The organism is Micromonospora cabrerizensis, assembly GCF_022230955.1.
GTDB lineage: Bacteria > Actinomycetota > Actinomycetes > Mycobacteriales > Micromonosporaceae > Micromonospora > Micromonospora cabrerizensis.
The window spans coordinates 78,320-103,040 of record NZ_JAKKFI010000049.1 but is presented as its reverse complement, the minus strand read 5'-3'; the positions used below and the strand labels follow the sequence as shown (position 1 = coordinate 103,040).

At 71.8% G+C, this 24,721-nt stretch carries 26 protein-coding genes; 4 read left to right on the top strand and 22 right to left on the bottom strand.

The window, feature by feature from the left end; genetic code table 11:
- Window positions 1-12 precede the first annotated feature (12 nt).
- Window positions 13-345: a hypothetical protein gene (locus LADH09A_RS08070; RefSeq protein WP_238644243.1), complete on the bottom strand. Its 333-nt coding sequence runs from the start codon at window positions 343-345 to the stop codon at window positions 13-15.
- The gene (locus tag LADH09A_RS08065; RefSeq protein ID WP_238644242.1) at window positions 342-764 is read right to left on the bottom strand and encodes a YbaB/EbfC family nucleoid-associated protein; all 423 of its coding nucleotides are present in this window, start codon (window positions 762-764) and stop codon (window positions 342-344) included. Before LADH09A_RS08065 ends, LADH09A_RS08070 begins: the two co-directional genes overlap by 4 nt.
- A 79-nt stretch (window positions 765-843) precedes the next feature.
- Between LADH09A_RS08065 and LADH09A_RS08060 the strand changes: the two genes are divergently transcribed.
- Window positions 844-2,085: an SUKH-3 domain-containing protein gene (locus tag LADH09A_RS08060; RefSeq protein WP_238644241.1), complete on the top strand. Its 1,242-nt coding sequence runs from the start codon at window positions 844-846 to the stop codon at window positions 2,083-2,085.
- 10 nt (window positions 2,086-2,095) lie between these two features.
- On the opposite strand, the gene LADH09A_RS08055 is transcribed toward LADH09A_RS08060, so the two are convergent.
- The 14 genes from LADH09A_RS08055 to LADH09A_RS07990 all read right to left on the bottom strand — a co-directional run bounded on the left by LADH09A_RS08055 (window position 2,096) and on the right by LADH09A_RS07990 (window position 14,932).
- On the bottom strand, window positions 2,096-2,767 hold the full coding sequence (locus LADH09A_RS08055) for an RlpA-like double-psi beta-barrel domain-containing protein (protein WP_238644240.1): 672 nt from the start codon (window positions 2,765-2,767) through the stop codon (window positions 2,096-2,098).
- A 57-nt stretch (window positions 2,768-2,824) separates the two neighbouring features.
- Entirely contained in the window at window positions 2,825-3,502 is a 678-nt protein-coding gene (locus LADH09A_RS08050) for a M15 family metallopeptidase (RefSeq protein ID WP_238644239.1), read from the bottom strand.
- Complete coding sequence (locus tag LADH09A_RS08045; protein ID WP_238644238.1) at window positions 3,499-4,629, bottom strand: D-alanine--D-alanine ligase family protein; 1,131 nt, start codon at window positions 4,627-4,629, stop codon at window positions 3,499-3,501. Before LADH09A_RS08045 ends, LADH09A_RS08050 begins: the two co-directional genes overlap by 4 nt.
- A complete protein-coding gene (locus LADH09A_RS08040) occupies window positions 4,626-5,651 on the bottom strand; it encodes a threonine ammonia-lyase (RefSeq protein ID WP_238644237.1) in 1,026 nt (341 codons plus the stop codon). Before LADH09A_RS08040 ends, LADH09A_RS08045 begins: the two co-directional genes overlap by 4 nt.
- Window positions 5,652-5,723: 72 nt before the next feature.
- A complete protein-coding gene (locus LADH09A_RS08035) occupies window positions 5,724-6,788 on the bottom strand; it encodes a sensor histidine kinase (RefSeq protein WP_238644236.1) in 1,065 nt (354 codons plus the stop codon).
- Window positions 6,785-7,450, bottom strand: coding sequence for a response regulator transcription factor (locus tag LADH09A_RS08030; RefSeq protein WP_238644235.1), 666 nt, complete (start codon window positions 7,448-7,450; stop codon window positions 6,785-6,787). The genes LADH09A_RS08035 and LADH09A_RS08030 overlap by 4 nt, the downstream gene beginning before the upstream one ends.
- Before the next feature lie 445 nt (window positions 7,451-7,895).
- Entirely contained in the window at window positions 7,896-8,681 is a 786-nt protein-coding gene (locus LADH09A_RS08025) for a G5 domain-containing protein (protein WP_238644329.1), read from the bottom strand.
- A 255-nt stretch (window positions 8,682-8,936) separates the two neighbouring features.
- Window positions 8,937-9,779, bottom strand: coding sequence for an ABC transporter permease (locus LADH09A_RS08020; protein WP_238644234.1), 843 nt, complete (start codon window positions 9,777-9,779; stop codon window positions 8,937-8,939).
- A complete protein-coding gene (locus LADH09A_RS08015) occupies window positions 9,776-10,684 on the bottom strand; it encodes an ABC transporter permease (RefSeq protein WP_238644233.1) in 909 nt (302 codons plus the stop codon). Before LADH09A_RS08015 ends, LADH09A_RS08020 begins: the two co-directional genes overlap by 4 nt.
- Window positions 10,681-11,832, bottom strand: coding sequence for an ABC transporter ATP-binding protein (locus LADH09A_RS08010; protein WP_238644232.1), 1,152 nt, complete (start codon window positions 11,830-11,832; stop codon window positions 10,681-10,683). Before LADH09A_RS08010 ends, LADH09A_RS08015 begins: the two co-directional genes overlap by 4 nt.
- Before the next feature lie 5 nt (window positions 11,833-11,837).
- On the bottom strand, window positions 11,838-13,022 hold the full coding sequence (locus tag LADH09A_RS08005; RefSeq protein WP_238644231.1) for a polyamine ABC transporter substrate-binding protein: 1,185 nt from the start codon (window positions 13,020-13,022) through the stop codon (window positions 11,838-11,840).
- A 299-nt stretch (window positions 13,023-13,321) separates the two neighbouring features.
- Entirely contained in the window at window positions 13,322-13,516 is a 195-nt protein-coding gene (locus tag LADH09A_RS08000; protein WP_238644230.1) for a DUF397 domain-containing protein, read from the bottom strand.
- Window positions 13,507-14,250 carry a Scr1 family TA system antitoxin-like transcriptional regulator gene (locus tag LADH09A_RS07995; protein WP_238644328.1) on the bottom strand — a complete coding sequence of 248 codons (744 nt, stop codon included), beginning with the start codon at window positions 14,248-14,250 and terminating at the stop codon, window positions 13,507-13,509. Before LADH09A_RS07995 ends, LADH09A_RS08000 begins: the two co-directional genes overlap by 10 nt.
- Before the next feature lie 310 nt (window positions 14,251-14,560).
- The gene (locus LADH09A_RS07990) at window positions 14,561-14,932 is read right to left on the bottom strand and encodes a DUF3499 domain-containing protein (protein ID WP_238644229.1); all 372 of its coding nucleotides are present in this window, start codon (window positions 14,930-14,932) and stop codon (window positions 14,561-14,563) included.
- Window positions 14,933-15,085: 153 nt separating this feature from the next.
- On the opposite strand from LADH09A_RS07990, the gene LADH09A_RS07985 reads away from it, so the two are divergent.
- A complete protein-coding gene (locus LADH09A_RS07985; protein ID WP_074316962.1) occupies window positions 15,086-15,535 on the top strand; it encodes a metallopeptidase family protein in 450 nt (149 codons plus the stop codon).
- 133 nt (window positions 15,536-15,668) lie between these two features.
- Here the strand turns inward: LADH09A_RS07985 and LADH09A_RS07980 are convergent, their stop codons facing one another.
- From LADH09A_RS07980 to LADH09A_RS07955, 6 genes are all read right to left on the bottom strand, one after another.
- A complete protein-coding gene (locus LADH09A_RS07980; RefSeq protein WP_007455784.1) occupies window positions 15,669-15,926 on the bottom strand; it encodes a WhiB family transcriptional regulator in 258 nt (85 codons plus the stop codon).
- 458 nt (window positions 15,927-16,384) lie between these two features.
- Window positions 16,385-16,714, bottom strand: a complete 330-nt coding sequence (locus tag LADH09A_RS07975) for a phospholipase (protein WP_238644228.1) — start codon at window positions 16,712-16,714, stop codon at window positions 16,385-16,387.
- A 20-nt stretch (window positions 16,715-16,734) separates the two neighbouring features.
- Entirely contained in the window at window positions 16,735-18,132 is a 1,398-nt protein-coding gene (locus tag LADH09A_RS07970; RefSeq protein ID WP_238644227.1) for a DUF4331 domain-containing protein, read from the bottom strand.
- Between the two features lie 51 nt (window positions 18,133-18,183).
- Window positions 18,184-18,462: a hypothetical protein gene (locus LADH09A_RS07965; RefSeq protein ID WP_088946293.1), complete on the bottom strand. Its 279-nt coding sequence runs from the start codon at window positions 18,460-18,462 to the stop codon at window positions 18,184-18,186.
- A 158-nt stretch (window positions 18,463-18,620) separates the two neighbouring features.
- Complete coding sequence (locus LADH09A_RS07960; RefSeq protein ID WP_238644226.1) at window positions 18,621-21,164, bottom strand: bifunctional FO biosynthesis protein CofGH; 2,544 nt, start codon at window positions 21,162-21,164, stop codon at window positions 18,621-18,623.
- Window positions 21,165-21,539: 375 nt separating this feature from the next.
- Window positions 21,540-22,583, bottom strand: coding sequence for a hypothetical protein (locus LADH09A_RS07955; RefSeq protein WP_238644225.1), 1,044 nt, complete (start codon window positions 22,581-22,583; stop codon window positions 21,540-21,542).
- A gap of 98 nt (window positions 22,584-22,681) precedes the next feature.
- Here LADH09A_RS07955 and cofD point away from each other — a divergent pair, with 98 nt between their 5' ends.
- Both cofD and LADH09A_RS07945 read left to right on the top strand, forming a co-directional pair.
- Window positions 22,682-23,629, top strand: a complete 948-nt coding sequence (gene cofD / locus LADH09A_RS07950; protein ID WP_238644224.1) for a 2-phospho-L-lactate transferase — start codon at window positions 22,682-22,684, stop codon at window positions 23,627-23,629.
- Entirely contained in the window at window positions 23,626-24,711 is a 1,086-nt protein-coding gene (locus LADH09A_RS07945) for a coenzyme F420-0:L-glutamate ligase (RefSeq protein ID WP_238644223.1), read from the top strand. The genes cofD and LADH09A_RS07945 overlap by 4 nt, the downstream gene beginning before the upstream one ends.
- Window positions 24,712-24,721: the final 10 nt, after the last annotated feature.

Here is a 24,721-nt window from a genome sequence, read left to right as displayed (position 1 = left end):
GATCGCCGGCCGTCAGCGCTGGTCGGTGACCCGACCGAACCGGGCGGCGCTGGCCCCGTCGGTCTGCACGCTCGCGTCGACCGCGCGGACCACGTCGCCGCCCAACTCGGTGAGCTGGTGCCCGACGCCCGCCCAGGCCCGCAGCACGGTCTGCTCGATCGTGCGGTAGTTGCGCTCGAACGCGGCGCCGATGTCGTCACGACCCCATGGCCGGGCACCGCTGGCGGCCTCGATCGCACCGCCTTCCGTTGCTCGACGGGCCGTGACCGCCTCGCCGGCGAGCGCCAGGTCGGCGCCGCCGCGACGCGCCCGGGACGGATCGAGCCAGAGCTGCCCGTCGGTCATGCCGTCCCCTCACGCCTGCCGAGCACCGCGTCGGCCCGGCCGAGCAGGGCCGCGTAGTCGCCGGTGCGCAGGAAGTCCGTCGACCCACTACCGGCCGGCATGGCCTCGGCGACGAGGTCACGGGTGGCGTCGGTGGCGGCGGTCGCGGCGGCCCGGACCGTTTCGGTGATTTTCCGGCCGAGCGCCCCGGCGTCCCGCTCGCGGTAGACGGCGGGCGTCAGCTCGACCTGGATGACCTCGCCGCGGGCGCCCACGGTGGCGGTGACCTGCCCGTCGGCGGACCGGCGGGTCACCCGCAGCTCGGCGAGCCTCGTCTGCAGGGTGTCCAAACCGGACCTGAGCTGCTGATATTGCCCGTACACGTCGTCGAAGCGGGCCCGTAAATCGCGGTTGGCGTGCCGGTCCACGTGTTCGCTCACGACCGCCCCTCCCGTCACCGTCGGTAGAGCAGCACCATACCGGCTGCCATCGATCCGTGTAGTCCGGTAGTTTCAGTGCGTGATCGACCGTCAACAGGCCGAGCAGCTCGCGGCCACCTGGGCCCGCCGCGACTCGCAGCGCCTCGGGCACGAGTGCACAGCGATGGTCGACGAGTTCGACCTCGGCTTCGTCATCACGTCCGTCGTGCCCACCGAGGTGCGTACGGTCCCCGGGGACCTGCCGACGACGGTCATCGACAAGCAGACCGGCAATGTCACCACCTGGCCGCGGGTGCCGAGCGATGTGGTGGCGGACCTGTACCGACGCAGCCGTCCCACCGGGCCGGCCGCTCCCCGCACCGTCGACCCGTCGAGTCTGCTGGCCCATGAGATCCATCGGGCCGCCACCCCGAACACCGCCGCCCACCTGGCGCTCGACGGCCGGATCTGGACCGCCCAGGGCACCAGGGCCGACGTCCCGCTGAACCATCACCCGCTGGTCCGCAGCTACCTGGACGAGCTACCCGCGGGCGACCTGGTCCGGGGCGGGGAGGCGCACGCCGAGCTGATCGTCGTCTCCGACGTCCTGCACGAGTACGACCACCGCCGGGCCGCCGAGGGCATCGCGCCGATGGGTCGGGCCGAGGCGGCGGCGCTGCTGGAGGGCGCCCGGTTCGAGATCTTCCGGATCCGGGAGCCGGGTGACCCGGCCGGTGGAGCCGCCGAGCTGCCCTGCGACTCGTGCATCACCTTCCTGGTGCGCGCCAACGTCCTGCCGGAGTCGGCTCGGGCGTACACCGAGCCCTGGCGTGCTCCGGCGGCCACCGACCCCGATCCGGGGCGGTTTCCGGCGGAGGTCGCCAACGCGCTGGTCGCGGCCGGGTGGCGACCGCACATCGGGGACCAGATCATGGCCGCCGCAGCCGTGCGGGACGTCACCGCCGTGTCAGGGCTGACCCACCAGCACACGGTCTTTCCCGCCGCCGTGGAGGCGTTGACCGCGTTCCCGAGCCTGGTCGGCGCGCGGCGCGGGCGGGGCGAACAGGTGTGGGTCTCCCGTTTCGACATCCGCCCGCACACCGTCGCCCACACCGCCGACACCCTCGCGGACTTCGGGGCGGTCCTCGGCGTACGCCTCTTCCCGATCGGCACCGAGCAACAGGACAGCATCCTCGCGGTGGACGAGCGTGGCCGGGTCTTCGCGCTCGATCAGGCCGGCGAGTGGTTCCTCGGCGACTCCATCGACAGCGCGCTGACGACTCTGCTGCTGGGCCGCGCGCCGGCCCGGGTCCGCGACGACGGCACCTGGCCGGCCGACTGAGGCGCAGGCATCAGCGGACCACCTCGACCGTGTTACGGCGGACGAGGTTCTTGCCCGGCTCACGGATCTGCGCCATCGCGGCGTCGTTGAGCAGCACACAACTGCCTGACGGGCCGGTCACCGTCACCGTCGTCGCCCGGTTGTTGTCCAGGTTGGTCACCTTCAGTCGGGTGCCCACCGGGAACTGCCCACTGGTCGCCGCCGGCGCCCCCACCTCGGCGAAGAAGGTGATCGGCCCCGAGCAGACCGAGCTGGGTGCCGGACCCGGCGCGCCGGGAGACGCGACGCCCGGACGCATCGTGCCGGCGGGGGGCTGCCCGACCGGTGCCGCCCCGTCCAGCCGCTCCACCACGTTGCGACGGATCACGTTCTTACCCGGCTCCCGGACCAGCTCCATGGCGGAGGCGTTGAGCAGCACACAACTGCCCGACGGGCCGGTCACGGTCACCGTGGCAGCCCGGTTGTTGTCCAGGTTGGTCACGCGCAACCGGGTACCCACCGGGAAACGGTCGCTGGTGGCGGCCGGTGCACCGCCCTCCGCCGAGAACGTGACCGAACCGGAGCAGACGGACGACCGTGCCGGGGTGGTGCCGGCGAACCCGAAGCTGGTCCCCACCGCCACACCCGCCGCGGCGACGACCGCCACGGTCGCCGCCAGCACGTGCCTGCGCTGCACCCTCATCGCCGTCACTCCCGTCCTCGGTGGTGTCCTTCCTCCCCTGGTACGGGCGGGAGCGCCCTACCGTTCAGCCGGGACGGGTATCGATCGTGCGACGGCCAGGTCGACCGGCCCGTACCGGGTGCGCGGCGCTCCGGTGATCAGCGCCCAGTAACGGTCCCCGTACGACCAGTGCCACCACTCGGTCGGGTAGTTCACCATGCCCGCACCGCCGAGGGCCTCCGCCAGGAGCTGCCGGTGTCGGCGGGCGGCGCGACCGATCGTGGGCGCGTCGGTGAAGCAGGCGTCGGCACTGTCCTCCGGGGTCGCGTCGATGGCCGTGCCCAGGTCCAGCTCCACGCCGTCGTCGGTGCACAGTGTCAGGTCCACGGCCCCGCCGGTGCTGTGCGGGGCCACGTCGACCGGCGAGACGAACTTGGTGGTCTCCCGGTGCAGTCGCTGCGGCGACCAGTCCGGGTGGCGTCGGCTCAGCTCGTCCCGGTAGCCCGTGAAGATTGCCAACTGCGCCTGGTACGGGCGGTAACCCTCGACGACCAGCAGGCGCAGGCCGGCGGGCAGGTCACGCTGCGCGGCCAGCAGGCGGTCCACGACTCCGGCGCGCAGCCTGGCGTACGCCCCGGCGGGGTCGGCCGCGCGGCCGTCGAGGCGCAGCTCCGGCAGGTCACGCAGGTCCACCAGCGGGTCGCCGTCGTCGGTGCTGGGCACGGCGGCCACCCGGGGATCGGAGAGCAGGATCATCGGGTGCTGCCCACCGTCGTGGCTGGCCGTTCGGCGTGCCGGACGCGGGCCAGCTCGACGAGGCGGTCCACCACCTCCCGGTAGCCGACGCCGACGGCCTCCCACACCTTCGGGTACATCGAGTGCGCGGTGAAGCCGGGCATGGTGTTCAGCTCGTTGACGTACACCTCACCGGTCGTCTCGTCGTAGAAGAAGTCCACCCGGGCCAGGCCCCAGCCGCCGATCGCGGCGAACGCCCGCAGGGACAGCTCCCGAACCCGGTCGGTCACCTCGTCCGGCAGAACGGCGGGGACGATCATCGGATCGCTGTCGCCGAAGTACTTCTGCTGGTAGTCGAACCATCCGCCGGCGACCTGCACCTCGCCCACCGCCGACGCCTCGGGGCGCCAGCCACCCAGAACCGCGCACTCCAACTCGCGCCCGGTGACCCCCTGCTCGACCAGGACGAGCTGGTCGTGGCGCAGCGCCTCCTCCACGGCGGCGGCCAGGTCGTCGCCCTCGCCGACGCGGGAGATGCCGATCGAGGAACCCATGCTGGCCGGCTTCACGAAGAGCGGCCGGCGCAGCCCGACGACCAGCTTCTCCGGGTCGTCGGCCGCCCGGTAGGTGTGCGCGTCGAAAGAGACGTACGGGGTGACCGGGATGCCCTCGGCGCGCAGCGCCCGCTTCATCGCCACCTTGTTCATGCCGACCGCCGAGGCGAGGATGCCGCAGCCCACGTACGGCACGTTCAACGACTCCAACAGCCCCTGCACCACACCGTCCTCACCGAACGGGCCGTGCAGCACGGGGAAGACCACGTCCAGCTCGGCGTGCACCGCGCCGGGGGCGTTTCCGGCGGACACCTGCACCACGCCGGGACGCGGTCCGGCCCGCAGCTCGACGGACGGCCCGGACACCACCAGGCGGTCGTCGATGGCCCGCGCACCGGCCGGCCGGTCGCGCAACTCGGTCAGCAGCGCGTCGGGCAGCAGCCGGAAACCACCGCTGCGGGTGACACCGATGGCGACCGTTCGGTACCCGCCGCCGGCGAGCGCACGGGCCACCCCGAGCGCGGACGCGCAGGACACCTCGTGCTCCGCCGACGGTCCACCGAACAGGATTCCGATCCGAACGGGCGCGCTCACGCCGCCATCCCCTCGACAGTCGTCACCGTGGCGGGCCGCTGGTTGGACAACCTGGCCACCAGGGACGCCTCCACGTTTCCACCGGTCAGCACCACGCCGACCGTCCGCCGCCGGCCGGGGCCGACGTGCTCCTCACCGGCGAGCCGGAGCGCGCCGGCCAGACCGGCCGCACCGGAGGGCTCAGCGAGCACCCTGAGCTCCATCAGGATCAGCCGGAACGCCGCCCCGATCTCGTCGTCGTCGACCCGGACGACCCCGCGCAACACGTCACGCACGATGGCGAACGGCAGCTCACCCACACAGGACGGCCGCAGCCCGTCCGCGATCGTGGGCGCCGGCGTGACCGGGACGCGGACACCCGCCGCCAGGCTGCGGGCGAGCGAGTCACAACCGACCGGTTCCACGCCGTACACCTCGATGCCCCTGCCGGCGGCGGCCAGGCACGCGCCGGCCACCCCGCCACCACCACCGACCGGTACGACCAGCGCGTCCAGCGGTGTGCCCGCGCGTTCCGCCTCCTCGATCAGCTCCAGGCTCGCCGTGCCCTGCCCGGCGATGACGTCCGGGTGGTCGTACGCGTCGACGACCGGCTGACCGCTCTCGTCGTGGAGTGCGTCGACCACCGCCACCCGCTCCGCGACGTCGGTGCCGGCGAGCACCACCCGCGCCCCCGCCGCGCGGGCCCGCTCGACCTTCGTCGACGCCGCGTCGACCGGCAGCACCACGGTGGCCGCCAGGCCGTGCTCCCGGGCCGCCAACGCCACCGCGATGGCGTGGTTGCCGGTACTCTGCGCGATCACCCCGGTGTGGCCGGCCGCGGCGAGCCGGCCGACCGCCCGCAGCGCGCCCCGCATCTTGTACGAGCCGCCGTTCTGGAGGTTCTCGGCCTTGAGCAGGATGCGAGCCCCGGCCAGACCGTCGATCACCGGGGACCGCAGCACGGGTGTACGGACGACCCGGCCGGCCAGCCAGCGGGCGGCCTCCTCGACATCGGCCCGAACCTGGCCAACGGTGTGTGACATCGTCTTTCTCCTTTCGGGCACACCACAGGCGGGATCCAGCGGTACGCGGGACCCCGGGAGGTGGGTGGAGCGCTAGGTCACATTGGGTAGTTGGACGTCGACCCGCAGACCGCCGTACTCGGCGGGCCGGGCCGCGATGATGCCGTCGTGCGCCTGGGTGATCGAGCGGGCGATGGCCAGCCCCAGGCCGGCGCCCCCGCCCTGCGAGGTGCGGTCCCGGGCGAGCCGGCGGAACGGCTCGAAGAGACCGGCCACCGCCTCGGCCGGCACGGGCTGACCGGTGTTGACCACGGACAGCGCGGGCGCGCCGCCCACCGTGACGGTCAGCGAGCCGCCGCGCCGGTTGTACTTGATCCCGTTCTCCACCAGGTTGGTGACCAGGCGTTCCAGCAGCACCCGCTCGCCGACGACGACCCGGGGCGCGAGATGGGTGTCGATGGCGACGCCGGCCTCCCGGGCCCGGTCCTGGTACCCGGCGAGCACCGCCTCGACGAGCGTGTCCAGCCGCTGCGGGATCCGCGAGCGCAGGCCCTGGTCGCTCTCGCTGAGCGCGAGCAGGCCCTCGATCAGCCGCTCGTTGCGTTCGTTGGTCTCCAGCAGCTGACCGGTCAACAGCTCCAACTGCTCACCGGTGAGCGCCTGGGCCATGCCGACTTCGATGAGCGTCCGCTGCACCGCCAGCGGCGTCCGCAGCTCGTGCGAGGCGTTCGCGGCGAACCGCCGCTGCCCCTCGTACCCGGCGGAGACGCGTTCCATCATCTCGTCGATAGCGCGCGAGAGCTGGGCCAGCTCGTCCGCGCCGCGCGGCCGGATCCGGTGACCGAGGTTCTGCGGGCCGAGGTGCCCGATCGGTCCGACGAGGTCACGGACCGGGCGCATACACCAGACCGCGCCGAACCAGAGCGCCGCCAGGGCGGCCAGGGTCACGAGCAGCACGGACAGCAGGGGCAGCACGAACGCCCCCGGGCGCACGTCGGCGCAGGTCGAGAGCACACCGGGCAGCGGCAGGTCGCAGAACCGCTGCCCCCAGGTCCAGGTCGCCCCCGCCACCCACCTGCCGACGCTCGGCAGCAGCGGCCCGGCCAGCAACGCCAGCAGGCCCACGAGCAGCACCCGACGTCGGGGCGTCCAGGTCACGCCGTCCCGCCGATGCGGTAGCCGGCCTTCGGCACGGTGTGGATGACCGCCGGGTCGCCGAGCTTCTTGCGCAACGTCATCACGGTGACCCGTACGGCGTTGGTGAACGGGTCGGCGAACTCGTCCCAGGCCTGCTCCAACAACTCCTCGGCGCTGACCACCTGCCCGTCCGCGCGCAGCAGCACGTGCAGCACCGCGAACTCCTTCGGGCTCAGCGCGAGCGGGCGGCCGTCTCGGGTGGCCACGTGTCGGCCCACGTCCAGCACCAGGCCGTCCTGGGCGAGCACCGGTGGCAGCGCCGGCGCGGACCGTCGACCGAGGGCCTGCACCCGCGCGACCAGCTCGGCGAAGGCGAACGGCTTGGTCAGGTAGTCGTCCGCGCCGAGGCCGAGACCCTCCACCCGGTCGCGGATGCCGGCCGCGGCGGTGAGCAGCAGCACCCGGGTGCCGACCTGCGAGTCGGTGATGCTGCGGCAGACCTCGTCACCGGTGTGCCCCGGCATGTCCCGGTCCAGCACCGCGACGTCGTACCGGTTGACCCCGATCCGCTCCAGCGCGCCGTCACCGTCGTAGCAGACGTCGACGGCCATGGAGAGGCGGCGCAGCCCGTGGGCCACCGTGTCCGCCAACAACCGCTCGTCGTCCGCCACCAGCACCCGCACGTTGTCGCTCCCCCGATTCCGCTTGCCCGGCATACCGTCGCAGGCCCGGGTTAAGGGTTCCGTAAGCACCCGCAGAAGCCATCCTCCACGGCAGCGACCAGCGGACAAGCCGTCGCGACCCCGGCCCTGCCGGCTTCGTCCCGCACCGCGCCGTCTGCGCCTCACGGGCGCGGTGGCCACGGCGGTTGGCGATCGAGGGTGAGCTGCGTCACGGTGGGGCCGAGGAGGCCTTCCTCACGGCCGGGGCGGCGCCACACCGGGTCCGGGAGGCGGTCCGCCGCTCCTCTGACCTGAGCGCCGATCCCGGACGGGCCGGGCTTCGGGGGTCGCCCGCACTGGAGAGCGTGATACCTGTGAGGCATCAAGATGACTCACAGGCATCATGCTCTCCACCGCGTCCCGGTCGGGCGAGATGACAGTGCGTGATCGCAGGCCGTGCGCGGGATCAGTCGCAGGCCGTGCCGTCGCCGTCTCGGTCAAGGTCGTAGATGTCGCTGCCGGTCACCCTGATGGGTCCGCGCACGTAGGCGGGTCCGTTACCGCCGCCGCCCGCGCAGTCGACGTCGCTGGCGACCGGGACGCAGCCGCTGTAGTTCGGGTCGCACTTCGACTGCGGCTTCTTGGTGCCGACGGCGACGACCTGGGTGACCGGCTGCTTCGTCACGGTGGACGTGACCAGCTTCCGGGCCGTACGCACCCCGTTGGTGGTGGTCACCTGGTACGTCAGGGTCCGTACGCCGTTCACGCCCTTGGTCCGGACGACGCGCTTGCCCTCGGCGAGGGTCGCGTCCTTGACGGTCCGCTCGGTGTAGCGCACGGCGGCTCGCTCCGTCTCCGTCGTCACCCGCACGACCGGCGTGGACGCGGCGCCGGACGGGGATGCGGTGTCGGCCGGCGTCGGCGAGGCCGGCACCGTGTCACCGGAGTCCGGGGTGCCGTTTGGCGTGGCGTCCGGCGACTCGGCCTGGGCGTCAGCGCCCTCGGCGGGCGCTGCCACGATGGGCTGTTGTGCCTGCTCGGCGGCCGTGCCGGTCTTGGACGGCTCCGGCTCGTCGGCCAGCGCGCCGATGATGGCGGTGCCGGTGCAGCAGAGCAGCAGGATCGACAGGGTCACCGAGCCGACGATCACGGCGACCCGACGGGCGGGACTGGCCCGGCGGAACCAGTTCGGTTGGGGCCCCGGACCGGACGACGGCGCGTACGGCGGGCCAGGATTCGGCGGTGGTTGCATCGTCACGGCGATGAGTGTCGTCGCAAACACTGCGCGCAATATCAACCGTCGCGTTGGTCACCTGCGACGTTCGCCGCGCACCGGTGATCCATGGGCGTTTCCTCGTGCGACGAGACGGCACCTGGGCAACCCTCCAGGTCGGCCGGTCGGGGCCGATCGTGCGGCGGCAGGTGCCAACAAACGTCGCAAATACCCACCCATCGTGTTGTCCCGCGATCGATCACGGCGAGCGGCGGCGGATGTGTCGTCAAGCCGTCAGCGGGTGCCCGCGTCGCGACCGAACTCGACCTGCCCGACGGGTGCAGCGGTGCGCCGGGCCCGTCGACCGCGCAGCGAGCTGAGCCCGACCAGCAGCAGCGCGACCGCGAACATCGCGGTACCGATGACGTTGACCTGCGGTGGGATGCCCCGCTGGGCGGCGCCCCACACGTACATCGGGAACGTGACTGTGGTGCCGGCGTTGAAGTTCGTGACGATGAAGTCGTCGAAGCTCAGCGAGAACGCCAACAGCGCGGCGGCCACGATGCCGGGCAGCACCAGCGGCAGGGTGATCCGCCGGAAGGTCTGCCACTCGCTGGCGTAGAGGTCCATGGCGGCCTCCTCCAACCGCCGGTCCATCCCGGCCAGCCGTGCCTTCACGGTGACCACCACGAACGACACGCAGAACACGACGTGTGAGATGACGACGGTCCAGAAGCCCTGCGGCACCCCGGCGGACACGAAGAGGGCGAGCAGCGACGTGCCCATCACCAACTCCGGGGTGGCCATCGACAGGAAGACCAGCACGTTGATCGCGGACCGCCCACGGAAGCGGTGCCGCACCAGCGCGAACGCCATCAGGGTGCCGAGCACCGTGGCGACCACGGTGGCGAGGAAACCGATCTGCACACTGCGGACCACCGCGTCGCACATGTCGGAGGTGGCGCAGGGCCGACGCCAGTTGTCCACTGTGAACTCGTTGAAGTCGTACGACAGCCGGCTCGACGGGCGGTTGAACGACAGGGCGGCGACCACCAGGATCGGCAGGGCCAGGTAACCGAGCACCAGCAGCGCCACGATCATCACCCAGCGGTCGGCCAGCCAGCGCCAGAGTCTCACCGCACCGCCTCGGTGCCGGCCCCGCGCAGCCACCCGAAGACCATCGCGAGGATCGCCACCATCAGCAGGACCGACAGCGCCGCGCCCTGCGGGTAGTCCAATCGGACCAGGAAAGCCGAGTCGACGACGTTGCCGACCATGTACTCGTTCGGGGTGCCGAGCAGCTCAGCGTTGATGTAGTCCCCGCTGGCCGGGATGAAGAACAGCAGCGCGCCAGCGACCAGGCCGGGCATGGACAGCGGCAGGGTCACCCGACGGAATGCCCGCACCGGGCTCGCGTACAGGTCGCTGGCCGCCTCCAGCAGCCGGCGGTCCAGCCGCTCCAGGCTCGCGTACAGCGGCAACACCAAAAACGGCAGAAAGGTGTACGTCAGGCCGAGCACCACCGCGAACGGGGTCGCCAGCAGCCGGCCGTCCGGGGCGAGCAGGTGCACGTCGCGCAGCAGGCCGACGAGCACCCCGTTGTCGGACAGGATCGTCTTCCACGCCAGCGTGCGGACCAGGAAGCTGGTGAACATCGGCGCGACCACGCACACCAGCAGCAGGTTCTTCCAGCGACCGGCCTTCTGCGCGATCGCGTACGCCAGCGGGTAGCCCAGCAGCAGCGCCAGCAGCAACGCCAGCGCGGCGTAGCCGAACGAGCGCAGGAACTGCGGCCAGTACGCCTGCAACACGTCCGCGTAGTTGCCGACCGCCCAGGTCATCGCGTACCCGGTGGAGAGCGAGCCGCTTGGGTCGTAGAGGCTGGCCGCGGCGAGCTGCCCCAGCGGCACACCGAAGAAGACCAGCAGCCAGGCCACGCCGGGCAGCACCAGCAGGTACGGCAGGAGCCGGCGCGACCCGGACCGGGCTGCCGGTGGCGCGGGCGGCGGCTGCCCCGGCCCGGTGGGGGCCAGCAGGGTCACGACGACGCGCCCACCGGCTCGTTCGGCGCCGAAGCCGTCGGGTCGGTGTCGACGGCGTCGCGGGGCAGCAGGAACGCGTGCCGTGGATCCCAGTACGCGACGGCCTCGCTGCCGACTGCCACCCGCGCCGACGTGCCCGTGTTGGCCGCGAACACCGACAGCTCGGTGCCCCAGCCGGTGCGCAGCAGGTACTGGGTGCTGACCCCCAGGTAGGAGGCGTCGGTGACCACACCGGTGACGTGCTGATGCCCCACGGGCACCTGGTCGGCGGAGCCGACCAGATTCAGTTTCTCCGGGCGTACCCCCAGGTGGACCGGGCCGTGGTCGGCCCGGGACCGGCCGGCGGGCACGGAGAAGCGCGTGCCGTGCGCCGTCACCGCGACGTCGCCGCCGCTGGTGCCGCCGGCCTCGGCGGCCAGCAGGTTGGACCGGCCGAGGAAGTTCGCGACGAACGCGGTGGCGGGAAACTCGTAGATGTCGGCGGGTGCGCCGAGCTGCTCGATCCCCCCGGCGTTCATCACCGCGACGGTGTCCGCCATGGTCATGGCCTCCTCCTGGTCGTGCGTGACATGCACGAAGGTGATGCCGACCTCGGTCTGGATGCGCTTCAGCTCGATCTGCATCTGCCGGCGCAGCGTCAGGTCGAGCGCACCCAGCGGCTCGTCGAGCAGCAGCACCTGCGGCCGGTTGACCAGCGCACGGATCAGCGCGACCCGTTGCTGCTGACCGCCCGAGAGCTGGGCCGGGCGGCGGGGGCCGTAGCCGTCGAGCTGCACCAGCGACAGCATCCGGTTGACCTCGGCGTCAACCGGGCGGATGCCGCGTCGACGCAGCCCGAACGCCACGTTCTCGAAGACGGTGAGGTGCGGGAACAGCGCGTAGCTCTGGAAGACGGTGTTGACCGGCCGTTGGTACGGCCGCAGCCGGCCGATGTCCCGGTCACCGAGGAGCACCTGACCGCTGGTCGGCTCGTCCAGACCGGCGATCATCCTCAGGGTGGTCGTCTTGCCGCAGCCGGACGCGCCGAGCAACGCGAAGAACGAGCCCTGGGCAATCGTCAGGCTGAGGTCGTCGACCGCGGTGAGCGTGCCGAACCGTCTGGTCAGGTTGGCCAGGCGCAAATCGCCTGTGGGTGTGTCGCGCGCCATCCCCGTCACGCCCCGATGACCTGCTGGAACTTGCCCTCGTACTCCTTCTCCTGCTTCTCGTCCAGGGCCATGAACATGGTGGACTTCGACAGCAGTGCCTCGTCGGGGAAGATCAGCGGGTTGGCCGCCAGCTCGGGGTCGATCTTCTCCATCTCGGCCTGGGCGCCCTTGACCGGGCAGATGTAGTTGACGTACGCGGCGAGCCTCGCGGCGACCGCCGGCTCGTAGTAGTAGTTGATGAGCTGCTCGACGTTCGCCTTGTGGGTGGCCTTGTTGGGCACCATCATGTTGTCGCTGTAGAGCATCACCCCGGAGTCGGGCGCGACGAACCTGATCTTCTCGTCCGCGCCGGCGAGCTGGACGACATCGCCGGACCAGCCGATACAGGCGGCGATGTCGCCCTTGGCCAGGTCGGGTGCGTAGTCGTTGCCGGTGAACCTGCGGATCTGCCCGGAGTCGACGGCCCTCCTGAGCGTGGTGAGCGCGTCATCGAACTGCGCGCTCGTGAAGTTGGCCGGGTCGTGCCCCGCCGCACCGAGCAGCAGGCCCATCGTGTCGCGCATCTCGCTGAGCGCGGTCACCCGGCCCTTGAGGTCCGGGCGGGTGAGCAGTTCGTCAACCGTCCGCAGCTCCCTGGTGACGTTGCCGTTGTAGGCCAACCCGGCGAGGCCGGACTGCCACGGGATGGAGAGCCGGTTCTCGGTGTCGAAGGACCGGTCGAGCAGCGACGACAGCAGGTTGGCCCGCACGTTCGGGATCTTCGCCGGGTCGAGCTTCTGGACCCAGCCGAGCCGGATCATCCGGGCCGACATCCAGTCGCTCAGCACGATGATGTCCCGGTCGGTGCTCTGGCAGGCGGCGAGCTGGTGTTGCACCTTGCCGAAGAACTCGTTGTTGTCGTTGATGTCCTCGGTGTAGGTGACCGCGATGCCGGTCTTCCGGATGAACTCGTCCAGGCTGGGCCGCTTGGACTCGTCCTTCTCGTCCACGTCCAGGTACTGCGGCCAGTTGGAGAAGACCAGCTTCCGCTCGCTCTCGGAGCGGTCCTCGCTGACGCAACCGGCCTCGGTCTGCTGGGCGCCCTTGGTGCCACAGCCGGCAAGGCTGCCGCCCAGGGCGAGCAGGGCAGCCGAACCGAGAGTGCCGCTGAGTAGTCCACGCCGGGAGAGGGGCCGGAGGGGAGTACGCATCACTGTTCCTCAGGGGTCGGTGCGTGCCGTGGACGAGTGACACGATGACAAACCGGCAGCACCGGAAGAGCATCGGGGCCGATGCGTCACTGCCCGTGCAACCGTCGACCACGCTCAGCTTGATCCACTCGCGTTGCAGGAAGTCGGGGTGTCTGCACGCCCAGGACACCGCGCCTTCCACGAACCCGAGTGGATCAGCGGCCGGGGGTCGGTGGCCGGGGGTCGGTGGCCGGGGTTAGCGGCCCGGTTCGGCGGCCCGGGTCGGCGTTAGCGGCCGGCGTTAGCGGCCGGGGTCGGCGTCAGCGGCCGGATCGACGGACACCGTCGAGGAAGGACGACCAGGCGGACGGCGCGAAGGCCAGGGTGCCGCCGGCGCGGTCCTTGCTGTCGCGCACCAGCACCCGACCGGGCAGGTTGTCGGCCACCTCGACGCAGGCACCGCCGTTGTTGCTGCTGCGGGTCGCGGTGCGCCAGCGGGCGTCGGTCATGTCCATGTCGTGGCCACTTCCCTGATCAGCTCGATCGACCGGCGTTGGGGTAACGCCTCACCGGTGACGCTCTCCCACCTCCGTCCCAGGCTAGCGATGTCGACGGGATCGGTCACGACCTGACCGCGGAGCTGGTTGTCGAGATACGCCAATTCCGTCCCGTCGGGCAGGCGGCCCAGCACGAACGGACCCGCCAGACCGGTGTGCCACGGGCTCTCGGCAGGGATGACCCGGACCTGCACGTGCTCCCACTCGGCGACCGCCGCCAGGTGGGTCAACTGCCCGGACATCACGGCACGGTCGCCGACCAGCCGGCGCAGCACCACCTCGTCGATCACCGTCACGAGCTGCGGCGGGGCATCGCGGCCGAGGACCGCCTGCCGTTCGAGGCGGCTGGCGACGATCAGATCCACCTCGGACGGTGGGAGCAGCCCACCGGTGCCCAGCACCGCGCGGGCGTACCCCTCGGTCTGGAGCAGGCCCGGCACGAGCAGCGGCTCGTACCACCGGATGCCGGTGGCGTCCTGTTCAAGCTCGGCCCACGGCCGGAACCACGGCAGGTCACGGCGGCGGAACGGCTCCGGCCAGAGGTCGGCCGCGTCCCGACGCAGCACCTGGGCCACCGCCACCCGGGTACGCGAGTGCGGGATGCGCCCCGCGGCAAGCCACCGAGCGGCGGTCTTGGGGTCGACGCGAACCTTCTCCGCCAGCGATTCGACCGTCTCCCCCGCCTCGGCCATCGCCACCCGCAACGCCTCCTTCGCCACCGGACCCTCCTGCCCGCCAGGCGTACACGGTGACTTGGCTCGGTGCACGCTGCGGCGCATGTTAACCACGCTGAGTGCCGATGTCTGCGGACTACCGGCGTGTGGCGGTCGAACGTATTGGAACGCTCCGAAGGCGCCCCCCGAACGCCCCCAAGGCGTCCCGCCTCGCCCCGTTGATCATGAAGTTATAGCCACGACACGCCGCAGCGGGAGGCAATAACTTCATGATCAACACGGAAGGGCCGGGGCCGGAGGCCCCGGCGGGCGGGGCGGGGCGGGGCGGTTAGTGGTTGGGGGGGATTACGCGGAGGTGGCCTCGCCGGCCGGTCTGGTTCGGGTTCTCGTGGCGCTGGTCCGGGTCCGGGGGGCGAGGGGCGGGGGCCGGGCGGGCGGCTTCGCGGACCGCCTCGGCAAGCGCGACCAGGTCGTCCGTGGTGGGCGGCGGCGGCTCGAACTCACCCTCGTGCCGGACCACGTCCCAGCCACGCGGAGCGGTCAGGCTGCGGGCGTGCGGCTCGCACAGGTCGTACGTGTGCGGCTCGGCGAACGCCGCCAGCGGCCCCACCACCGCTGTCGACTCGTTGTAGACATAGGTCAATGTGGCGACCGCTTGCCGGGGGCAGCCGTTACGGGAGCAGCGCCGTGGTGACCTCACAGGCGGCAGGGTATCTCCATTACCGGGTCCGGCGCATCGCTTCGCGTTGCGACACGCCCGTCGTGGTGATCACAGTTGCCCGTCCTGGGCGCGCCGCGCCATGCGAGCGGCGCTGCCGCTGGCCGGCCCGGCACGGGCGCTACCCTTTGCCTCATGACGAGCCCGGAACACCGCCGCCCCGGCTCCGGCCGGCGTGCGCACCGTGACCGGCACGGGCGTGGCCTGCGCGGACGGCTGGTGCCGGCCACCGTGCCGCTGGCGCGGACCAAGGCCGAGGTCTTCGACGACCTGGTTCTGGACACCGTGGAGACGCTGGAGCGTCGGTTCGCCAAGGAGCTGGCCGGGGTCGAGTTCGCCGTCGAGGACGTCCCGCCGGACCTGAACGTGTACGACTCCGACGTGTTGGAGGACGGCGAGGTCCCGTTGGCCCGGCTGCTGCCCGGCCGGCCGGGCCGGCAGGAGGTGCCGCCGCGGATCGTGCTGTACCGACGGCCCCTGGAGTTCCGGGCGATGGACCGTGAGGACCTCGCCGATCTCGTGCATGACGTGATCATCGAACAGGTGGCGAACCTCCTCGGGGTCGACCCCGACGAGCTGGCCTGAGCGGTCCCCCCGCGAGCTGGCCCCAGCGCACCCCCGCGCGCCAGCTTCAACGCGCCCCCGCGCGCCGGACCGTGACCGGGTCAGACAGCCGTACGAGTGAGTCGGGCGGCCCCCACCGCCCTGACCTCACCGCTCAGGCGGCCCGCCGCTTCAACTTGCGCCGCTCCCGCTCGGAGAGCCCACCCCAGATGCCGAACCGCTCGTCGTGACCCAGAGCGTATTCGAGGCATTCGGTCTTGACCTCGCAGCGCGAACAGATCCTCTTCGCCTCGCGGGTCGAGCCGCCCTTCTCGGGAAAGAACGCCTCGGGGTCGGTCTGCGAGCACAGCGCTCGCTCCTGCCACTCCGGCGCGTTTCCGAGCAGGTCGGCCACCTCAAGCTGGCCGTCCATCAAATGCCTCCTTGTCGCGCACCGGCGTCATCGCCGCTGCAACCCCCCACGCGAAAGGCGTGCTTGTCCGTCCGGTCCCGTTTTGTTGCGTTCCGTGCGAACAACCCCATTCAAATTACACGCGTGTAATGCGTGCGCCGTCAAGCCAAACTTGATAATGGAGTCGCCCTCCCGACACCCCCGGACGACCACTCAAGCCGTCCAGCCTCGCAACCTGCCCTATCGATTCAGACCCCGGCCGAGTAACGCCCTCTCCGGCGAGTTGCCCGACTTTTCTGCCGTGGCGCTCCCCTGACGACTCGCCGCCAGGACGGCGCCAACCACCGTCACCGCCAAGCTGATCTTGGTGGGGGACAGGTTAACGCGGCACGGCGCAGACTGCCCGCCAAGCTGCGGGCAGCACGTGCGCCCCGTCCACAATGTGGACGGGGCGCGGTGGAGAAATCGGTGCGAGGGGGTCAGCTGGCGACCCCGAAACCGCTGCTGGGCCACACGAACTCGGCTATCCCTCCACCATGGACAGAAACTGTGCCGACGGACGTCTCGTCGTCCCACCAGACGGTATAAATTCCGGATGGCAGGTCGGGATAGACCGCACTGTGGAACGAGCCGTCCCGCACCCGACGCTCACGCACCGCCGAGTGGACCCGCCGCTCGTCCTCGCGGCTGATCTCGATCTCCCGACCGTGCAGATCGCGGCTCGTGTAGACGATCAGGGCACCGGTGTCACCGCCCAGATCGAGGACGACGCTCCCGGTCTCCGACGGCCCGTACGCGTGCTCGTGCATGCTCCGCTCCCCCACGCCGGTCAACCCGCCGCCGGCGGCGGGTTGTTGAACCCGTCGTACGGCGTACCCAGGTAGGGGAAGTTTCCGAGGAACGGCGCGGTCACATCGGCGGCGCTCAGCCCCGGGGTGACGGCGGCGGCCGCCGCGTCCGGGCGGAACGTCCTGTCCACCAGCGGGACGGTCACCCCGGCGATCGCCCGCAACGCGATGCTCACCACGTCGTCACCGACGCGCCGACCGTTCGGGAAGCCCGCCAGGTCGCCGCCGAGCACCCCGAACCGGTCCGGGCGGCGGGTCGGCGGGATCGCCGTGTTCAGCCGCAGCATGTCGGCCTGCACCTCACCGGTGGTGTTGGTGAAGCCGTCGATCAACCCGGCCGGCACGCCGGTGAGCAGGATCGCCACCAGGTCGGCGCGTGGCTTCTTGGCCTTGGTGAGCTTGTCCAGGTTGGGAAAGACGTCCGGATAGAGGGCCGGCAGCAACGCGGCCAGCTCCGGTTGCTCGACGAACTGGGCGAACCGCTTGTCCTCCGACGGCGGCAGCGAGTTCCACAGGTCCTTCTTGGACATCGGCACGATGACCTCGTTGAACAACGGGTTGCCCAAACGCGAGACCTGGGTGAACGGGCCGGTGGCGGTGTCCGCCGCACCCCGGTCGCCGAGCACCCGCACCTGCCGGCGCGACGCCGAGGTCCACACCCCGATCACCGATGCCCGGTCGCCGGCGCCGTAACGGTTGGCGCTGCGGCGGACCCGGTTCAGCGGCACCTGGACGGCGATGCTGTGCACGTTCATCCGGTCGGTGGCGTTGACCGGCTCACCCTCGGCCTTGAAGATCTTCTTGCCGGCGACGTGCAACTGCTGGAACGGCCGCAGCGTGCCGAGGTCGAAGATCGCCCCCAGGTCGACGAAGAAGCCGTCCGCGCGCTGCCCGGCGAAGACCCGCTCCCCGGTGGAGAGCGAGTAGGTGGCCTGCCGCACCAGGTCGGCGTACTTCGGTGTGGACAGCGGGCCGACATTGCACGGCGGGCAGGGCAGCTTGTGGGCCAGCCGGTGCTCCCGGCCGTCGGCCACCCGGGTCAGGCTGTAGAACTGCCGCCGGTTCCAGTTTTTGCTGTCCAGCGAATCGATCGGGCCCGTGTTGTAGAGAAAACTGTTCGGATTGGTGATCTCGGTGGTGAATTCGAACCGGTAGGTGACATCCGGGCGGCCGTCGCCGTCGTTGTCGATATGGATCTCGTAGCGCACGTCGTCGCCGAACTCGAAGAAGTTCGGGCCCCCGGAGGGGAGCTGCAACGGTACGTAGTTGGCGATCAGCGTGACCGTGTCGGGCTTGTCGGGGCTGACGAACGCGTACAGGTCGGAGCTGTCGGCGACCGGATCCTTGGCTATCTCCGGGGCCTCGCGGTGGGAAGACATGGCGGACCAACCTCACTGGGCGGGAACAGGGTGGCAGGACGGGGTGCCGGGTCAGCGCCGGGCGGCGCGCCGCAGCCGATCCGCCAGGCTGCGGTCGCGTACCTCGACCCGGGCCTCGCCGACGAAGATGTCCATCGTTCCGGAGTCGGCGTCCCGCAGGTGCACGACGATCGGTTCGTCGGCTCGTCCAGCCGCGCCGGGGGCGTTCTGCGCGGCCGACAGGCCCGGCACGGTGAGCGCGGCGGCGCCGAGGGTGGCGCTGGCCGCAGCGGTCAACGTCTGCCGGCGGGTCAGTCGCGGCCACTGCCGCTTCCGCTGGTCACTGGTCATGGGCAACCTTCCCGGCGGCGCGGACGCGCCAGCTCAGACGGTCGGGTCCGGTGCCGTCAACGGACGCCGCCGGGCCCCGAGGGGACACCGGCGGCGGTCCTCGCCGCGACCGCCGCCGGCACCGCGTGGTACGGCCGGGGGCGGGGAAAGGTTCGACGTCAGGGCCGGGCGTGACCGTACGCAGTCGACCGCTTGCGCGCCGGCCGCCCGGCAGCCGTCGCGATGGCCCGCAACTGCTCCTCGGTACGCGCCGACCCGTTGCCGGAACCGGCCATCCGGGAGATGGTCTCCTCCATCAGCGTGCCGCCCAGGTCGTTGCAGCCACCCTGGAGCATCGCCACCGTGCCCTCGTCGCCCAGCTTCACCCAGGAGCACTGGATGTTGTCGATCCGGCCGTGCAGCAGCAGCCGGGACATGGCATGCACCACCCGGTTCTCCCGCCACGTCGGCCCCGGTCGGGCGATCCCGGCCAGGTAGATCGGGGCGTTGGTGTGCACGAACGGCAACGCCACGAACTCGGTGAAGCCACCGGTGCGGTCCTGCACCCCGGCCAGCACCCGGAAGTGCGCCAGCCACTGCCCCGGGTGGTCGACGTGGCCGTACATCATGGTGGAGCTGGACCGGATGCCCAGCTCGTGAGCAGTGCTGACCACGTCGACCCAGGCGGCGGCCGGGAGTTTGCCCTTGGTCAACACCCAGCGCACGTCGTCGTCGAGGATCTCCGCGGCGGTGCCCGGGATGGTGTCCAGCCCGGCCTCGCGCAGCTGGGTCAACCAGTCGCGGACCGGCACCCCGGCCTTCGCGGCGGCGGTGACGATCTCCATGGGCGAGAACGCGTGCACGTGCATCCCGGGCACCCGCGCCTTGATCGCGCGCACGATGTCGGCGTACCCGGTGACCGGCATCTTCGGGTCGATGCCGCCCTGGAGGCAGACCTCGCTGGCACCCAGGGTCCACGCCTCCTCGGCCCGGTCGGCGACCTGGTCGACGGAGAGGCGGTACGCGTCGGCGTCGCGTTCACGCTGAGCGAAGGCGCAGAAGCGGCAACCCACGTAGCAGACGTTGCTGAAGTTGATGTTGCGGTTGACCACGTAGGTGACGTCGTCGCCGACCGCGTCCCGGCGCACGTCGTCGGCGAGCCGGCACAACTCGTCGAGCGCCGCACCGTCCGCGCCGAACAGCGCCAGCGCGGCGTCGGTGTGCGCGGGCTCCAGCAACGCGGCGGGGTCGTCGGCGGCGAGCCGCAGCCCGGTAGCCAGGTCACGGTCCGCGCCACTGCCGGCCGGCGTCGGGGGTACGCCCGCCCGGCGCGCGGTCGCCTCCGGGGTGACCTTGCCAGCGACCTCGGACCAGTCGCCGTAGACGCTGTCGAAGTCACCCCGCCGGTCGTCGGTCCGACCGGTGGTGTCGATGGTGGTGTGCAGGTCGACCCGCCCGCCGAACACCTCCTCCGGCTCCTGCCAGGGGTGACCCTGCGGCAGGGCCGACTCGACCGCCATGCCGGACGTCGGATCGGCCAGCGCGTTGACGTGCGGCAGCAGCCGAGGGTCGAGCCACGGGTCGCCGGCGAGCACGTACTCCGGGTAGATGGTCAGCCGCTCGCGCAGCGTGAACCCGGCCAGCTCGGTGTGCCGGGCCAGCTCCTCGATCTGCGGCCACGGGCGTTCCGGGTTGACGTGGTCCGGGGTGAGCGGGGAGACGCCACCCCAGTCGTCGATGCCGGCGCGCAGCAGCAGGTCGTACTCGCCGGCGATGAGGTTCGGCGGGGCCTGGATCCGGGCCTTCGGGCCGAGCAGCAGCCGGGCCACCGCCACGGTGGCGGCCAGGTCGTGCAGCTCCGCGTCCGGCATACCGCGCATCGCCGTGTCCGGCTTGGCGCGGAAGTTCTGCACGATCACCTCCTGGAGGTGGCCGTACTCCCGGTGGGCGCGGCGGATCGCGAAGATCGCGTCGACCCGCTCCGCCGGGGTCTCCCCGATGCCGATCAGGATGCCGGTGGTGAACGGCACGCCGACCCGACCGGCGTCATCGAGCACCCGCAGCCGGACGGCGGGCTCCTTGTCGGGCGAGCCGAAGTGCGGGCCGCCCGGCTCGGACCAGAGCCGGGTCGCGGTCGTCTCCAACATCATGCCCATGCTCGGCGCGACCGGCTTGAGCCGTTGCAGCTCCGACCAGGACAGCACCCCGGGGTTGAGGTGCGGCAGCAGGCCGGTCTCCTCCAGCACCGCGACCGCGCAGGCACGCAGGTAGTCCAGGGTGGAGTCGTAACCGCGCTCGTCCAACCAGCTCCGGGCCGCCGGCCAGCGCTCCTCCGGCCGGTCACCCAGGGTGAACAGGGCCTCCTTGCAGCCCTGCGCGGCACCCGCCCGCGCGATGGCGAGGACCTCGTCGCGGTCCAGGAACGGCGCCGGCAGGCGGTGCGGCACGGTCGCGAACGTGCAGTAGTGGCAGCGGTCCCGGCAGAGCCGGGTCAACGGGATGAAGACCTTCTTGGAGTACGTGACCACGCCCGGCCGCCCGGCCTCACGCAGCCCGGCATCGCGGATCCCTCCGGCCACCCGGAGCAGCTCGTCGAGCGCGTCACCACGAGCGGACAGCAGCGCGGTCGCCTCGTCGACGTCCAGCGCCCGCCCGGTCGCGGCCCGGCCCAGGGCCCGCCGCACGCTCGCGTCGCTCGGGCCGGAGTGGGTGCGATCAACCATCCGCTCAGCCTATGCGCAGCGCGAGCCCGGCCTACCAGTCCCAGCCCGCAGCGTGGGAAACGGCACCCACCCCGCCCCCGACGGGAAGCGGCTCAACCCCTGTCCGAGGAAGCGGCCGTCCCGGCCCAGGCCGCTGACACCCCCGCAGCTGGCGATCTTGGACACTTTCCGTCAGCGCGGAACGGAAAGTGTCCAAGATCTACCCCGTCGGTGCCCTCCCGGCATCGCCGGGAGGGGCAGGGCCAGCAGAGGTACGCGCCGAAGGGCCGCATCCGGGCGGACCAGGCAGGAGGCCTTCGCCCACCATGATCCTGGGCGGGCCAAGGCAGGAGGCCTTCGCCCACCGAGCCCTTCGGGCTGCGGATCGTGGCGGACTCAGCGGGGCTGGTCCGGGTGGTCGTTGGGCTTGATGTGCTGGGTGCGGTCGTTGTCCGTGTCGCCGGGGCGGGAGATGGCCTCGGTCGGGTCGGCGGACTGGCGCGGGATGGTCTGGGTGGGGTCGGCCGACGGCGGCTGCCCGAACGGCGGCGCGGCCGGGGACGGCGGCGCCGACTGGGGGGCGGGGTTCGCTGGGGGCCCGGACTGCGGAAACGGCGGGGCCGACTGCGGTGCCTGGAACGGCGGCGCGGACTGCGGGTGCGACGGGGCCGACTGCGGGTGCGACGGTCCCGACTGCGGGAACGGCGGGGCCGACTGCGGGGCTTGGAACGGCGGCGACGGCTGACCGTACTGGCCGGCCTGCGGGTAACCACCGGGCTGACCCGGCTGCGGGTAACCACCCGGCTGACCCGCCTGCGGGTAACCACCCGGCTGGCCGGGGGCGGGCCATCCGCCCTGCGGCTGACCACCGGGCTGCCCCGGGGCCGGCCAACCACCCTGCTGCTGCGGCCAACCAGGCTGCGGCTGGCCGTAGACGCCCGGCTGGGGCTTGGCCCTCGGCACGTAGTAGTGGGCGCGCCACACGGTGTAGACGACCCAGGCGGCGACCGCGAAGATCACCATCCAGGCGAACCGGGTCAGCACACCGAGGAGCGCGTCGAGGACCTCGGCCTCGGCCAGACGCCCGACCGTCCAGATCAGCATGGTCAGCGTGCCGAAGATCGCGCTGACCGCGTACTCGACGAGGGCCACCTGCGTGATCAGCTTCGCCTTCGGCAGCACCGGTGAGACGTGCGTGGCCAACAGCACGGCCAGCAGCGGGAGGACCACTGCCTCCACCCCGATGAAGGCGTAGAAGGCGCTGCCCGCGCGGTCGGTGAAGGAGCTGTAGTCGTTCGGGGCGATCAGCCGGAGCAGGCCCACGAAGAGGAACACCGCGTTGGCGCCGAGCAACGCGAGCGCAGCGAGTTCGCGTAGTGGCTTGGTCAGCTGACGGGCCTTCGTCGCGTCGGTCGACGCGGGCTCGGCGGGGCTGGTCACGAGGTCCCCCTCGGGGCATGAACGGACAGGGCGCACGTGAGCCTAGTCTCCCCGGCCACCGGCGGACCGGAGGCGTCACGTGCGCGAGGATGGTCGACATGCGCATCGTGGTTCTGGCCGGCGGCATCGGCGGCGCCCGGTTCCTGCTCGGCGTCCGGGCGTACGCCCGTGAGGTCGGCGCGGAGGTGACCGCCGTGGTCAACGTCGGCGACGACCTGTGGCTGCACGGGTTGAAGATCTGTCCCGACCTGGACAGCGTCATGTACACCCTCGGCGGCGGCGCCGACCCGGAACGGGGCTGGGGTCGGGTCGGCGAGAGTTGGACGGTCAAGGAGGAGCTGGCCGCGTACGGGGCGGAGCCGACGTGGTTCGGCCTCGGCGACAAGGACATCGCCACCCACCTGGTGCGGTCCACCATGATCAACGGCGGCTACCCGTTGAGCGCGGTCACCGAGGCGTTGGCCACCCGCTGGCAGCCGGGCGTACGCCTGTTGCCGGCGACCGACGACCGTCTGGAGACCCACGCGGTGGTCGAGGACGAACAGGGCCAACGGGCGATCCACTTCCAGGAGTGGTGGGTGCGGTATCGCGCCAACATTGCCACCCATCGTTTCGTGTTCGTCGGCGCGGAGACGGCGAAGCCGGCACCCGGCGTCCTGGAGGCGATCGGCTCGGCCGACCTGGTGCTGGTCGCGCCCAGCAACCCGGTGGTGAGCATCGCGCCGGTGCTGGCCGTACCGGGCCTGCGAGCGGCGGTCGCCGACAGCCCGGCGCCGGTGGTGGGTGTCTCACCGATCATCGGCGGCGCTCCGGTGCGGGGCATGGCCGACCGCTGCCTTGCCGTGCTCGGTGTCGAGTGCAGCGCCGCCGGGGTGGGCCGCCTGTACGGGGGCCGGCCGGACGGCGGTCTGCTGGACGGGTGGCTGGTGGCCGAGGAGGACGCTGGCGCGGTGGTGCCCGGGGTGACGGTCCGCGCGGTGCCGCTGCGGATGACCGACGAGGCGGCGACTGCGGCCATGGTCCGCGCCGCGGTGGAGTTGACGTGAGGCTGGAGATCCTGCCGGTGCTCGGCATCGGCCACGTGACCGAGGGTGACGACCTCGCGGCGATGATCGCGACGGCGGCGCCGTGGCTGCGCAACGGCGACGTCCTGGTGGTGACCAGCAAGATCGTCTCCAAGGCGGAGGGGCGGCTGGTCGACGTCCCGGCGGACGGCCCGGAGCGGCTGACCGCCCGGGACGAGGTCCTGGCCGCCGAGACCGCCCGGGTGGTCGCCAGCCGAGGGCCGACCCGGATCGTGCAGACCCATCACGGCTTCGTGATGGCCTCCGCGGGGATCGACGCGTCGAACGTGGACAAGACCCAGTTGGTGCTGCTGCCGGTCGATCCGGACGCCTCGGCGCGGGCTCTGCGCGAGGCGCTGCGGGAGCGCTACGACCTGGATGTCGCAGTGATCGTCACCGACACCATGGGACGGCCCTGGCGCAACGGCCTCACCGACGTGGCGCTCGGCGTGGCCGGGATGCCGGCCATCCGGGACCACCGGGGCGAGGTGGATCCGTACGGCAACGAGTTGCAGTTGACCCAGATGGCCGTGGTGGACGAGCTGGCGGGCGCCGGCGAGCTGATCAAGGGCAAGTGTGATCAGGTACCGGTCGCGGTGGTCCGCGGCTACCTCTCCGCGACCAGACCGGATGACGCCGGAGGTGCGCGGGCACTGATCCGCGACGCCGCGCAGGACCTCTTCTCGCTCGGTACCGCCGAGGCCCGTACCGCCGGGCTCGCCGACGCCGCCACCCTGGCCGACGCTCTCGGCCCGACGCCGGCCGACCTGACCGCCGTGCGGCGGGCGATCGACGCGATCGCCGAGGTCGTCGCCCCCGGCACGGTCTTCACCCTGGTCGACGAGGCTGAGGTACGCGCCGGCCTGGTCGCCGAGATGCCGGGGTGGCCGGAGGGCGCCACCCTGGTGCTGGGCTCGGCCCCGACGCCCGTCGAGCCGCTCGGTCTGGTCCGCTTCGGCGCCGACCTGCACCGACTGCGCGCCGCCCTGGCCGCCGAGGGTGTCGGGTCGACCCTGTTGCCGCCACCGCCGGGCAGCCCGGCGAGCGCCGCGCTCGCGCTGTGAGAGGCGGCCG